The organism is Kocuria sp. KKT182, from assembly GCF_055635395.1.
The window spans coordinates 2,361,596-2,374,073 of the sequence record NZ_CM145757.1; the positions used below are offsets into that span (position 1 = coordinate 2,361,596).

15 protein-coding genes are annotated in these 12,478 nt (G+C 64.8%); 10 read left to right on the plus strand and 5 right to left on the minus strand.

What is annotated here, in order from left to right; all coding sequences use genetic code 11:
- Positions 1-97: 97 nt before the first annotated feature.
- Positions 98-445 (minus strand): ArsR/SmtB family transcription factor, encoded by a 348-nt coding sequence (locus tag ACZ2G1_RS11020; protein ID WP_470376773.1) that lies wholly within the window; start codon positions 443-445, stop codon positions 98-100.
- Between the two features lie 97 nt (positions 446-542).
- Here ACZ2G1_RS11020 and cmtR point away from each other — a divergent pair, with 97 nt between their 5' ends.
- Complete coding sequence (cmtR, locus tag ACZ2G1_RS11025; RefSeq protein WP_470376774.1) at positions 543-902, plus strand: Cd(II)/Pb(II)-sensing metalloregulatory transcriptional regulator CmtR; 360 nt, start codon at positions 543-545, stop codon at positions 900-902.
- The gene (locus ACZ2G1_RS11030) at positions 899-1,501 is read left to right on the plus strand and encodes a cadmium resistance transporter (RefSeq protein ID WP_470376775.1); all 603 of its coding nucleotides are present in this window, start codon (positions 899-901) and stop codon (positions 1,499-1,501) included. The genes cmtR and ACZ2G1_RS11030 overlap by 4 nt, the downstream gene beginning before the upstream one ends.
- A gap of 138 nt (positions 1,502-1,639) precedes the next feature.
- Here ACZ2G1_RS11030 and ACZ2G1_RS11035 read toward each other — a convergent pair whose 3' ends face one another.
- The 3 genes from ACZ2G1_RS11035 to ACZ2G1_RS11045 form a co-directional block, all read right to left on the minus strand.
- Complete coding sequence (locus ACZ2G1_RS11035; RefSeq protein ID WP_470376776.1) at positions 1,640-2,524, minus strand: Abi family protein; 885 nt, start codon at positions 2,522-2,524, stop codon at positions 1,640-1,642.
- Positions 2,525-2,661: 137 nt separating this feature from the next.
- Complete coding sequence (locus tag ACZ2G1_RS11040; RefSeq protein WP_470376777.1) at positions 2,662-3,600, minus strand: hypothetical protein; 939 nt, start codon at positions 3,598-3,600, stop codon at positions 2,662-2,664.
- Between the two features lie 272 nt (positions 3,601-3,872).
- Positions 3,873-4,199, minus strand: a complete 327-nt coding sequence (locus ACZ2G1_RS11045) for a hypothetical protein (RefSeq protein ID WP_470376778.1) — start codon at positions 4,197-4,199, stop codon at positions 3,873-3,875.
- Positions 4,200-4,213: 14 nt separating this feature from the next.
- Here ACZ2G1_RS11045 and ACZ2G1_RS11050 point away from each other — a divergent pair, with 14 nt between their 5' ends.
- Both ACZ2G1_RS11050 and ACZ2G1_RS11055 read left to right on the plus strand, forming a co-directional pair.
- A complete protein-coding gene (locus ACZ2G1_RS11050) occupies positions 4,214-5,284 on the plus strand; it encodes a HigA family addiction module antitoxin (RefSeq protein WP_470376779.1) in 1,071 nt (356 codons plus the stop codon).
- Between the two features lie 576 nt (positions 5,285-5,860).
- Entirely contained in the window at positions 5,861-6,265 is a 405-nt protein-coding gene (locus tag ACZ2G1_RS11055) for a hypothetical protein (RefSeq protein ID WP_470376780.1), read from the plus strand.
- Here the strand turns inward: ACZ2G1_RS11055 and ACZ2G1_RS11060 are convergent.
- Positions 6,218-7,228, minus strand: a complete 1,011-nt coding sequence (locus ACZ2G1_RS11060; protein ID WP_272027982.1) for an IS481 family transposase — start codon at positions 7,226-7,228, stop codon at positions 6,218-6,220. The two genes, ACZ2G1_RS11055 and ACZ2G1_RS11060, sit on opposite strands and share 48 nt — an antisense overlap.
- Positions 7,229-7,388: 160 nt before the next feature.
- On the opposite strand from ACZ2G1_RS11060, the gene ACZ2G1_RS11065 reads away from it, so the two are divergent.
- From ACZ2G1_RS11065 to ACZ2G1_RS11090, 6 genes are all read left to right on the plus strand, one after another.
- Positions 7,389-8,246: a pentapeptide repeat-containing protein gene (locus ACZ2G1_RS11065; RefSeq protein WP_470376781.1), complete on the plus strand. Its 858-nt coding sequence runs from the start codon at positions 7,389-7,391 to the stop codon at positions 8,244-8,246.
- 310 nt (positions 8,247-8,556) lie between these two features.
- The gene (locus ACZ2G1_RS11070; RefSeq protein WP_470376782.1) at positions 8,557-9,747 is read left to right on the plus strand and encodes a M23 family metallopeptidase; all 1,191 of its coding nucleotides are present in this window, start codon (positions 8,557-8,559) and stop codon (positions 9,745-9,747) included.
- A gap of 55 nt (positions 9,748-9,802) precedes the next feature.
- Complete coding sequence (locus ACZ2G1_RS11075; RefSeq protein ID WP_048896403.1) at positions 9,803-10,201, plus strand: ArsR/SmtB family transcription factor; 399 nt, start codon at positions 9,803-9,805, stop codon at positions 10,199-10,201.
- Between the two features lie 23 nt (positions 10,202-10,224).
- Positions 10,225-11,076, plus strand: a complete 852-nt coding sequence (locus ACZ2G1_RS11080) for a permease (RefSeq protein ID WP_217905942.1) — start codon at positions 10,225-10,227, stop codon at positions 11,074-11,076.
- 43 nt (positions 11,077-11,119) lie between these two features.
- Complete coding sequence (locus tag ACZ2G1_RS11085; RefSeq protein ID WP_154676754.1) at positions 11,120-11,281, plus strand: hypothetical protein; 162 nt, start codon at positions 11,120-11,122, stop codon at positions 11,279-11,281.
- Positions 11,282-11,359: 78 nt separating this feature from the next.
- On the plus strand, positions 11,360-12,346 hold the full coding sequence (locus tag ACZ2G1_RS11090; protein ID WP_209907617.1) for an IS481 family transposase: 987 nt from the start codon (positions 11,360-11,362) through the stop codon (positions 12,344-12,346).
- Positions 12,347-12,478 lie beyond the last annotated feature (132 nt).

Here is a 12,478-nt window from a genome sequence, read left to right on the forward strand (position 1 = left end):
CGCTGTGTGCTTGATGCGGTCGGGATGGAAAGGGAAGCCGGTTCTGATGGGGTTTCAGCCCGGCCACAAGGTCGAAGTCGCCGGTGAGACTGCGAAGTCAGACCATTCCGCCGACATCAACGAGGTCGCGGCCACGGCAGCCGTCCGCTCGGGTCAGCTCCCGGGGGATCAGCCTGTCGTGGCCATGGTGATCAGGCAGCGACAGCGAGAACCCGGAGGCCCTGCCCTCCACGCGTACCCGCACCAATCCGCAGTCGCGCAGACAGGCCAGATGCTTGCTCACCGTGGACTGCGCCAGGTGCATGTGATCCACCAGATCCCGCACCCGATGCTCCCCGCTGCCCAGATGCCCCACCCGCGCCAACCGAGTCAGCTTTTCCAGCGCATGGAACAGCGCGGCACAGGCGATGCAGTTTTCGAGCCGAGGCGACTCTGCACTTATCATCTTCATCGTCGTACAGCGATGAGAGCGTCCAGTAGCGATCCCATCAAAGCGGCGGGCACTGTCTGTTCAGTTCAGCGGTGACTGTATAGTTCATCATATGCTGACCAATGCCGCCCGACTCGACGTCATGAATCGGTTGGGTCGAGCCATGGCCGACCCCACCCGGTCCCGAATCCTGATGACTCTGCTGGAGGGCCCGGCCTACCCGGCGGATCTGGCCCGGGACCTGGGACTGACGCGGTCGAACGTGTCGAACCATCTGGCATGCCTGCGGGACTGCGGGATCGCCACCGCCACGTCCGAGGGCCGCCAGACCCGGTATGAGATCGCCGATGCGCACCTGGCGCGGGCGCTGAACGCGCTGGTTGAGGTCACCCTCGCGGCCGACGAGAGCGCCCCCTGCCTGGACCCGGCCTGCTCGGTGCCCGGCTGCTGCGACACGGGGGCGGGCGCGTGATCCTGTCCTCGGTCCTGCAGGCCATCGGCTTGTTCATCGCCACCAACATCGACGACATCATCGTGCTCTCGCTGTTCTTCGCCCGCGGGGCGGGACAACGCGGAACCACGACCCGGATCGCCCTCGGCCAGTACCTGGGGTTCGCCGGCATCCTGGGCGCTGCCGTGCTCGTGTCTCTGGGCGCCGGGGCGTTCCTGCCCCCGGATGTCATCCCGTACTTCGGGCTCATTCCCCTGGGTCTGGGGCTGTGGGCTGCTTGGGAAGCCTGGCGTGGGGACGATGACGATGACGACGATGAGGCCAAGGTTGAGGGAAAGAACGTGGCCGTGTGGACCGTGGCCGGGGTGACCTTCGCCAACGGCGGGGACAACATCGGGGTCTACGTCCCGGTCTTCCTCAGCGTCGGCCCGGCCGCGGTGGTGGCCTACTGCATCGTGTTCCTGGTCCTGGTCGCAGTGCTGGTGGTCCTTGCCAGGTTCGTAGCCACCCGCCGGCCGATCGCTGAGGTCCTGGAACGCTGGGAACACATCTTGTTCTCGATCGTGCTTATCGGCCTCGGCATCGTCATCCTCGTCAGCGGCGGAGCCTTCGGTCTCTAACAACTCCAGGGCAGGACGCGTAGCGGACCACTCTGGCCCGATGCCCAACCCCAACTGCAAGGCCGCCCTCGGGGCGGGTGTCCGGTAGCCGGCCATATGTAAAGCCGCAGTTCGAATGCCTGGGTCGAGGTGGGCTGCTCAGTAGGGCCGTGGCACGAGGATGCCGCCTCGAAAGGCCTGGTCCTGCTTCAGCAACGCATCCACTTGACCCAGGAAGCGCGAGTGAGCATCGATGCCTTGGACGAACTGATCCAGTGCGACGAAGACATGGTAATAGCTCTGGTGATGGAAATTGCCGGAGTTCTTTTTCGCGCGACGGAGGATGTTGTTGGGAACGCTTGGTGGGTTTTTGGACACGTCGTTCCACAGCCGCGACAGGTGAGCGCAGGCATTGCGCAGGGACACGAAGGAGCGCACCTGGGACGAGAAACCTTGGTGGTTGATGCTGAAATCTGTGGCCATGGTTTTGGCCACGTTTGCGTTCACCGTGTACTCGATGCATTTTGAGAGGGTTCCAAAGGACAACACTTCCGTTGCGACCCACACTGGAAGGTCAGCGTAGGCCTCAGCGTTGCCGTCGCCGCGGTGACGAATGATGTATGGCGCTCTTGAACGCTCCAGATCACTACGCACCAAGTCGTGCACCGGTATTCCACTGGAACCTGTCGGGTGGTAGGTCCCTGCGGCCAGAAGGGCGTCATAGGGTCCCATGTGCTGGCCGAACCTCAAGGCGAAGCCTGCACGGAGGGCCGACTCAACCGTGCTGAGGTTTTGCAAGCAGAGATGCCGCAGCTGTTCGTCCAAATCTTGGAGTACGACGATCTGCTCCAGTGTTGTGCCTGGGCGGAAGTCGTTATCTCCGTAGGTGGGAGCTTTCTGGAAGAAGCGTGCGTACCCGGAGAGATGGTAGTAGCTGACCCGGCGCAAGATCTGGCGGCAGTGGTCGGGATCTCTCATCACGAGACCGCGCCGATCAAGGAGAGCGACTTGCTCGTCCAGGTTCAGCCATGGTTTGCGTTGCATCGTGCTCCGGACATGAAAGGCCCCCGCGCATTTGAGCATCGTGGAGAGGCTTGGCGGGGGCGCTGTTAGGACCAACTCTAGGCACGGCGACGGTTGCCCGCAACCGGCCCTGCTCCTTGGAGCTCCCCGAGGTGCTCTCAGGCGCCGGTCTTGCTGAGGATGATCTCATCGGTCAGCGGCTGGTGGCGGGCGTCGACGAACTGGCGGAAGTTGTCCAGGAGGTCGTCGCCCTTGGTGAGTGCGTCGTGGGTGACCCGCAGAATGGTTCCGCGTCCCCGGGGCAGTTCGGGGCGTTCCTTCAGGCGGTCCTTGGGGGTGGTGAGGAGCTTGCCGCGGGAGTCGTGGACGGCTTCTTCCATCTGGATGAAGTCCAGCATCGCCGTGTCGTAGTAGCGGCCGGCGGACATCAGGAGGTTACGGCTCACCCACTCGCGAGGAACCAGCAGCAAGGGCTTACCCGCAGCCACTGGGAGCTCCACCGCACGCTCGGTCCATTCCAGGTTCGCAGGGTCCCAGACCTGTCGGTGGACACGGGTGGTGCGGTGCCCGCCGGCGGTGAGCTCCGGGTAGGCGGCGAGCATCTGGGCGGTGAAGTCGGCCAGGGGTTGGAACACGAGCCGGGTGGTGAGGTCGGAGGTGATGTCGTTGCCCACCCCTTCGACGAAGATCGGCAGGTCCTCGAGGAGCTTAAGCACCCCGACCCGCAGCAGGGCCTCGGCGTCGTTGTTGAGGGTCCCCCAGATCCATTGCCCCACCAGTCGAGCACCGCCGTGCCCCTCGATGCCGTTCTTAGCCAACCCGAGGCGGGTCTCCTTGGGCTCGGGGAACCGCTGCAGCAGCTCCAGCCCGCGCCGGTGATCTGCTGCCCGTTCGGAGCGGATGCACCGGGTGATCTCGTCGAAGAAGGTCTCGGTGCACCGGTTGGCCTGAGCCGCGAAGGGCTGCGGGGTCTTCTGCAGCCGGATCACTCGGGGGTCCACGAACAGCGGGGAGTCGCGCCGGACGTTGACGTCGAGGAAGGGCACCGGACCGGTGATCCCGTAGTGGACGGTGATGCTTTTGCTGCGGTGGGGCATGGCTGCCTCCTTGAGGTATAGGGCGGAGACGGCGCGGAGTGCGCCGGCTCAAGGCCCATCACAGGAGCAGAGCCTTAACACCCCCGACACTAGCCGCATAGTCATCTTCACGCAAGGGGTGATAGCACGTGCACTAGTAATTCACCTTAAGGGTGATTCGCCCATGCGCGTGTCCTGTCGTACGGGGATGACGGCGTCCCCCTATGGTGAAACGGGCACGGTCCGGTTTCGATATCCTTCCGCCGCCCCCAAGAAGAGTCGATATGTCATCATCACCCCTGAGGTGATGGATTGGAGATAGCTTGCGTGTAGACTATGCGTGCGAGGAGCTCCATCGGCTTGCCCACGAAGTGGATTTTCGGCCTGAGGGATGGAGTCCCGATGACTTGCGGGCCTACCGCAAGAAGGTCCAGGTCCTGGCAAGCGCTGGCCGCGAGCAGGACTTGGAGCAGATGCGCCTGCTGGGTCTCACGCCCCTGGCAGGCGATCAGCACGGCAGCTACTCGACCCGCCTCAACGATCAGTTCTGGTTGGTCGTCACCCTCGTCAAGGACGAGGGTTGCCCCGCGGTTCTTCTCGACATAGTTGATCACCACCATAGGGAGGCGCCCAGATGAGTGCGATGTTGGCAGAGGCATTCCCGGCCGGCGAGATGCTTGCCGACGAGCTAGAGGCGCGCGGCTGGACCCAGACGGAGTTCGCTGAGATTCTGGGCCGTCCGCCGCAGTTCGTCTCCGAGATCATCTCGGGCAAGAAGGAAATCACGCGTGAATCGGCGGCACAGATTGGTGCCGCCCTGGGCACCACCGCTGAGCAGTGGCTCAACATGCAAGACATGTATTTCCTGTGGAAGCAGCGACAGAACAGTGTCGTTCAGCAAGAGCTCGAAGAAGTGCGCCTTCGCGCGCGCCTCAAAGACCTTGCTCCGGTGGCCGTCTTGCGTAAACGCGGCATCGTGACCGCCTCCTCCACACAGGGTCAAGTTGAGCAGGTGAGCGCGCTGTTCAAAATGTCCTCAATTTTTGACTCCCCTCAGCTACCCATGGCAGCCCGACGGACCAACCAGGCCGAGGCGGTGACGCCGACACAAATGACATGGCTTGCCTGCGCCTATCAAAAAGCGGAAAACAAAGCGGTACCTGCTTATGACCGGGACAAGTTACACTTTCTCGCCGAGAAACTAAGTCAACAGGTGAGGAATCCTGCGGCGTTCAGAGGTCTTCCACAGCTATTTGCCGAGGCCGGTGTTGTTCTGGTTTATGTAGAAGCATTTCCGGCTAGCAAGATTGATGGCGCATCCTTCCTCATGGGGTCCACTCCAGTGATCGCTCTGTCCGGAAGAGGTCAACGGCTCGACAAGGTGTTATTCACACTTTTGCACGAGGTCGCTCACGTGGTACTGGGTCATATCGACACAGGGCTGGTCATGGACGACGCTGGCACTGGCCTATCCGCTGCGGAAGAGGCACATGCTGACGAGCTGGCCGCTCAATGGATCATGCCCAAAAATCTAGGCAATATCCCCATACGCATTAATCAAAGCTGGGTCATTAAAGCCGCTGAAAGCCGTGACGTGCATCCAATCGTTATTATCGGTTATCTACAGAAAACAGGTGCCCTAGCTTGGCGCACCGCCTTGGTCAAAGGCGCCCCCAATGTCACGCAACATCTAGCCACGTGGTAATGCGATCCATTCGCCACCACTAGCCGATATCCCTTGAGATCTCACTGAGCGAAACCTATCCATGGTCGGCCCCCTGTCCCGCCTGCGCCACAAGCTGTGAACCTGATCGCGCTCCGCACGGGAATGGCGCCAGCGGCAGTAGGGGCTGACTGGGGTTGAATAGTTTGCATGCGCATTAGGTGGAAGGGGCTCCGGGCCACGACCGGCCCGGCCCTCAAGGGCTTGAGACTGTGGGCCGGGCCTGTTGTCCTGTTGGTCGCCCTGGCCGTGGTGTGGGACGACTCCTGGCTTGTTTCACTTCAAGGTCTAGCGGCGAGGGCAGTGGAAGCGCCTGAGCCTGTCCTGGTGCTCTGCCTCGTAGCCCTTGGGGTGGTTCTTCTAGTAGGGCCAGTCAGACTGGTTGTTCACCGTTGGCGCCGAGACAATCCGTGGGCTTTGACGACAGCCTCCACGTGGGCTTTGGCCGTTCTAGGTATCGGGGCCGTTGCCCTATGGATACTGCTGGGGCAGATTCTGGGTGGTGTGTGGCCGTGGGAACTCGGCACGGAGGGCACCACTCGCTACACCCTGACCCGGATGGTGCTCTACATCGTTGCCGGAGCCATCGGGGCGATTGGCGTCGTGGTGGCCTACCGCCGGCAGCAAGGAATCGAAGAAGGCCACTTTCTGGAGCGCCTTGCCGAGTCGGCTCGCCAGTTGGGAGACCAGAACCCTACCGTGCAGGCTGCCGGCATTTATGCCCTCGCCGGGCTGGCGGATGCTTCCCCTCGTGCCCGCCGTCAACAGTGCATCGATGTGCTGTGCGCCTACCTCCGCCTGCCCTATACCGCACAGCCCTCTGGACCGGAGGGTGCCGAGTCGTCCATGGTCGAGAAGATCGTGCGGACCCGCACGATGCGCACCACGACGGGTGAAACGACAGAGGAGCAGACGCTAGGTGTAGGAGGGCATGACGTTATTGGCGCGGGCCGGGACGCGTGAGGCCGGGGGCTGATCGCCGCAGGCGGTATGGGGTCGATGGTAGTTGAAGTGGTTCACCCACACCCCGATCGCGTCCCGGCGGGCCTGCTCGCTGGCGTAGGGGCGGACGTAGAGCACCTCGTCGGCCAGCAGCCGGTTGTACCGCTCGACCTTGCCGTTGTGCCGTGGCGTGTAGGGCTTGATGCGCTGGTGCCGGCCGGCCAAGGCTTCCACGCAACGGGTGAAGTCCCGGGCCCGGTAGTTGGCGCCGTTGTCCGTGACCACCCGGTGCAGACGGGTGATGCCGTGGGCGGCGAAAAAGGCTCGCGCCCGGCAGAAGAACCCGATCGTGGTCGTGGCCTTCTCGTCGGCGAGGGCCTCGGTGTAAGCCAGCCGGGAGAACCCGTCCACGGCCGAGTGCAGGTAGGTGTAGCCGACCTTCGCCCCGGGCCCGCGCTTGGACTGCTTCGCGGCGCTGGACCCGCGGCCATGGGCCCGCCAGCCGCCGCCGTCAGGGATCTTGCCGACCTTCTTCACATCCAGATGGACCATGTGTCCGGGCCAGGCGGCGCGGATCCGTCCCGGGGTCCTGCGGGAGTTCTCACCTGCGGGGGTAAGGTCGCGCAGCCGGGAGATCCCGAGTCGATGCAGCCAACGGCCGACGGTGCGCAGACTGATCTGGACGGCGCGGTCGACCAGGTGACGGTGGATGCGCCGCGCCGACCACTTGCGGCCCCGACGGAGCGCCTCGATAAGGTCGACGACCGCCGCCGGGGTGAGCGTACGGCTCTCGTGCGGAGCAGAGGAACGGTCGATCAGCCCTGCTTCCCCGGCCTCGAGGTAGCGGGCCACCCAAGTGGCCACGGTCGGCCGGGAGACCCGGAACTCCGCGGCCACGTGGGCCTTGGGGATCCCGTCGTCGAGGTGGCGCAACACCATGCGCAGCCGGCCGGTCGGGGTCAGAGGTGCATTAACGTGGGTCATGAACGGGCTCTCTCGCGCGGACGGACGGTGTAGGAACTTCCATCCTGTGACGAGGAGCCCGTTCCTCAACTCATCGACGCACCCGCGCCAAGAACCTCATGCCCCACAACAGCTAGGTCTGCGTCCGCACGATCGACAGACCCGCCAGAGCATCATTCGGGTGATCGCTGAGCACCTACAGCCGGCGGCTGCAGTGAGCTGGTCTGGATTGAGGTTCGACTTTACCGAGGTGGTGTTCGACGGCGGGGACTTCAGCGGCTGCCGGTTTAGCGGGGAAGTTTCCTTTCAAGGCGCCCAGTTCCGCGAGGGCATCACCACGTTCAAGGACGCCCACTTCGCCGGGGAAACCCTCCAATTCGCCAACGCCAGCTTCCTCGGCGGGATCGTGAGCTTTGCCGATGCCCGGTTCGATGTCGCGAAGCTCGACTTCACCGCGGCCGTCTTTGCGGCCGGGACTGTCTCTTTTACCGGTGCGATCCTCACCACGGACAGCGTCGACTTCTCCGACAGCTCATTCCAAGGCGTGGTGGTCGAGTTCGTGAACACACGATTCGAAGGCGAAAGCCTGAGCTTCGCCGGGAGTCGCTTCGTGGCAGGAGTTACCTCCTTCCGCAATGCTGAGTTCGCGGGCAGCACCCTTTCGTTCTACACCGCCCAGTTCACTGCCGGGATCATGGATTTCAGCTTGACCCGCTTCCGGTGCCGAAACGTCACCTTCTCCGCGGCGCATTTTTCCGGCAGCACCGTCTACTTCGATGACGCCCGGTTCCTGGCGGGCGAGATCTACTTTCGGAATGCTCGACTCTCTGCCGGCTCCCTGAGCTTCCATGGCGCGCACTTCAGCGGGGCCTACGTGGACTTCACAGCGGTGGCGTTCACTGGGGCTACGGTCGACTTCCAACGCCCAGCTATCTGGGCATCCCCTCCCGCATTCAGCCAGATAAACCCGATGCCACCTGGAGTGCTCCCGCGCACGTGGCCACCCGGGATTGGCCGACCCCCACCCATGGACCCCTGAGCACGACAAACTATCGACACCAGCACCATGTTCCTTGCGGAACAGATGGCCTCACCACTCAGAACTGCACCGGTTTTCCCACCGAGGCCACCTGGAATCGGATGAACGCGTACTGGGCCAGTGGGCACACCGAAGAGAGCATGCTGCCCGCATGATCAACGTTGAGTTCTTTCGTGACACCGCGCCACACGGGCGAGCCGTATGCTCAAGGGCAACATCCGTTCGCTTAAGCGCATTTTTGGGTTCACCGCTCGGATCTGCTGCTTGCTTTTCTCGTCGCTGCCCGCGACTTCCTGGGGGAAACACCGTCATGCCCCGCGACTCCTCTCGCCGTCCCGCTCGCCCCGGTCTGCGCCACCGCGCGTCCTCCCCGGTGACCGCGCTCACCGCGTTCTCGGCGCTGGTGGCCGTCAGCGTGGCGGTCAGCTCCGGCATCAGCCCGGACACGGGGCAGGGCCGGGGCGCGGCCTTCGGCGCCCCGGCGGCCTCCGCGGAACGGACGGAGCAGCGGGACAGCGGATGGAGCCTGCTCGCGGCCGGGCAGGAGCGGGCCGCTCCGCCGGCCGGGCCGCTGCGGGACGACCGCACGACCTCGCCCGTGCGGGACGGCGGCGCGGGCCAGGGCTCCTGGCGGGCCGGGACGGGCCGCGGTGACGGAGGCCGCGAGGCGGCCTCGACGGTGCGCCCGGGCCGGCAGGCGCCGAAGCTGTACCAGGGCGAGCTGCCCGTCAACACGATCATCGCACCGGCCCGCCCCGGCGCCGTCCTGCCCGGCGGGCAGTTCGGCTGGCGGATCGCCCCCGACCGCGGCGGGCGCGAGTTCCACAACGGCACCGACGTCTCCGCCGCGGCGGGCCTGCCCGTCGTCGCCGCCCTCGACGGCGTGGTGACGGACGTGTTCTGGGACGTCTGGGGCGGCAACCGCGTGGAGGTCACCCACGCGGACGGGATCAGGACCACCTACAACCACCTCGAGGACGTCCGGGTCCGGACCGGCGACCGGCTCGCCGCCTCCGAGCAGCTCGGCACGGTCGGGGCCACCGGCGTGCGGGTCACGGGCCCGCACCTGCACTTCGAGACCTGGGTGGACGGGCAGGCCGTCGACCCGCAGTCCTTCGACTGGGTCGACGGCATGCGCGTCATCCCCGCCTCCCGCAGCAAGTACTCCCTCGAGGTTCCCGTCCCGGACACGGTCGAGGACCCGGCGGCGCAGCAGGCCGAGGCCGCCAAGAAGGCAGAGGCTGCCCAAAAGAAGGCAGCCCAGCAGAAGGCCGCGGCACAGAAGAAGCCTTTGAAGAAACCCCAGCCCATGACCGAGCCTTCCGCTCCGGTGAAGCCCGACCCCACAACGGCTCCTGCGCCACCACCGGCGAAGAAGCCCACGACCGCTCCAACCAAGCCCGTGAAGCCGGCGAAACCGGCCCCGACGCCCACCACCTCTGCCCCCTCGCCCTCACCGTCCAAGCCGACGCCAGCTAAGTGTACTGACCGGACACGTTGATCGATAGACAAGTCGCCACTTGTGACAGAAGGCCACGCTTGTCTATAGTGTGGGTATGACAGTTTCACTGGATGTTGCCCTGCCGCGCACGGACCTGTCGGCGCGGGATCACGCGCGGATGCTTGCTCCGTTGTTGAAGCCTTTGTCAGACGAGAACAGACTGATGATCGTGCTGACGCTTGCGGCGGGGGCGTGCTCGAACAAGAAGTTGCAGGAGGCCACCGGGTTGAGCCAGGCGCTGGTGAGTCACCATGTGGCAGCCTTGCGGCAAGCGCAGCTGATCAGTGTGCGGGCCGAGGGCCGGTCCAACATCTACGCGCTGTGTTGTGAGCAGTTGGCGGCGCCGGTGCAGTGGCTCGCTCACTTGGCGACTCTCACTCCAGAGGGACAGAAGGCGTGCTGCACTGCCCCAGCAGGGGAGGGTCAGGCATCGACTGAGGGTGCTGCGCGGTGATTCATGCGGTACAGACCTTCGGGTTGATCCTGGTCGAGTTGCTCGTCCTGTTCTCGCTGATCTCGGTGCTCGTTGCGCTGGTGAACCGGCGGTTCGGGCCGGATCGGATCCAGAGCTGGATGGCCGATGGGCGCCTTCCCGGCCCGCTCAAGGGGCTACTGCTGGGGGCGATCACGCCGTTCTGTTCCTGTTCGACGCTGCCGGTGCTGGCTGGGATGTTGAAGTCGGGGGTGGCGTTCCGGACGTCGATGACCTTCCTGATCTCGTCACCGCTGCTGGATCCCATCATCGTGGCCGGGGTGGTGCTGCTGTTCGACTGGCGTATCGCGTTGGTCTACACGGTGGTCACCGCCGCATGGTCCCTGCTCGCCCCCCTAGTATGGGAACGACTCGGCATGGCCAGCCAGCTCAAGCGAGTCAAGGTCGTCGGCGACGACAGCACCCCCCACCCCTGGGCAGGCCTGCGCAACGAGATCCGGCCCGCACTCGGCGAGGCCTGGGCCGATCTGAGACCGCTGCTCGTCCCGATGGTGCTGGGTGTCTCGGTCGGTGCATTTATCTACGGTTTCGTGCCTCAGGACCAACTCGCCGCGGTCGCTGGCGACGACAAACCGTGGGCCGTGCCGTTGGCCGCCGTGCTTGGCGTTCCGCTTTACGTGCGTATCGAGACGATGCTGCCCATCGGCTTGGCCCTCAGCTCGACCGGCATGGGGCTAGGTGCAGTGTTCGCGCTGATGATCGGCGGCGCCGGAGCCTCGATCCCCGAGATCTCGATGCTCACCACCTTGTTCAAGCCCCGACTGGTCGTCACTTTCGTGGTCACTGTCATCGGCACGGCCATCGCCGCCGGCTACCTCATCCCACTGATCGCCTGACCCAACCACCACATTCCCAACCACACGAGGAGAACAAGCAACCATGGGACTCAAGGACCTCTTCACCGCACGCAAGCAGGACAGCAGTTGCTGCGGGGCCCAGATCGTGCCCGACGATGACGACCAGCCCCAGAGCGAGCAGGGAACACCCACCGAGACGGCTGCCTCTTCAGCGCCGAACAGCGAGGACACGGACGGCAACTGACATACCGAATCGATGGGGCTGCACCACAGGGTGCAGCCCCATCACTGTCTCCACCCGCTCGTCACCAGGAAGACCACCATGTCCCACGCCAATGCCGCCCTCACTCCGCGTCACCGCCTCAAGGTTGCCCAGCTGGTTGTTGACCACGGATGGCCGATCAGCGAGGTCGCTGCCCGGTTCCAGGTCTCCTGGCCCACCGTGAAGCGCTGGGCTGACCGCTACCGGGCCGGTCAGTCCATGCAGGACCGCAGCTCACGGCCTCACCGCTCCCCGAACAAGACCAGCCCCACGACTGCGAAGCGCTGTATCCAGCTCCGGCTGCGTCTGCGGGAAGGTCCGGTTCAGTTGGCATACCGGATTGGCGTTGCTCCGTCGACAGTCCACCGGATCTTGGTCGACGTCCACTTGAACCGCCTGTCGCACGTCGACCGTGCCACTGGAGAGCCTGTTCGTCGCTACGAGCACGACCACCCCGGGGCGATGCTGCACGTCGACGTGAAGAAGCTCGGCAACATCCCAGACGGCGGAGGCTGGCGCTACGTCGGCCGACGACAAGGCGAGAAGAACCGCGCAGCCACACCCGACAAGCCCAAGAACAAGCACTACGACCCGTTGATGGGCAAGGCCTACGTCCACACCGTCATCGACGACCACTCCCGCGTCGCCTACGCCGAGATCCACGACGACGAAACAGCCCACACCGCCACAGCGGTCCTGGCCAGGGCCGTCAAGTGGTTCAACGCCCGCGGGGTGACCGTCGAGCGGGTCCTGTCGGACAACGGTGGCGCCTATCGCTCACACCTGTGGCGCGACACCTGCGCCGAGCTGGGAATCAGGCACAAACGGACCAGGCCGTATCGCCCGCAGACCAACGGCAAGATCGAGCGCTTCCACCGCACCCTGGCCGACGGCTGGGCCTACGCCCGCTGCTACACCTCCGAGACGGAGCGTCGCGGCGAACTCGACGGCTGGCTGCACTACTACAACCATCACCGGCCCCACACAGCCTGCAGCAACCAGCCGCCCTTCTCACGATTGACCAACGTGTCCGGTCAGTACAGCTAAGCCGTCCCCGTCCGACGATGCTGGGGAGGACCAGGAGCTCCTGCCCGAGGTCGCGCCCCGGGTTCCGGACGCCACGCGGGACACCGACCGTGACAGCAGCCTCGATATCGAGGACACCGACCTCGACGGGGA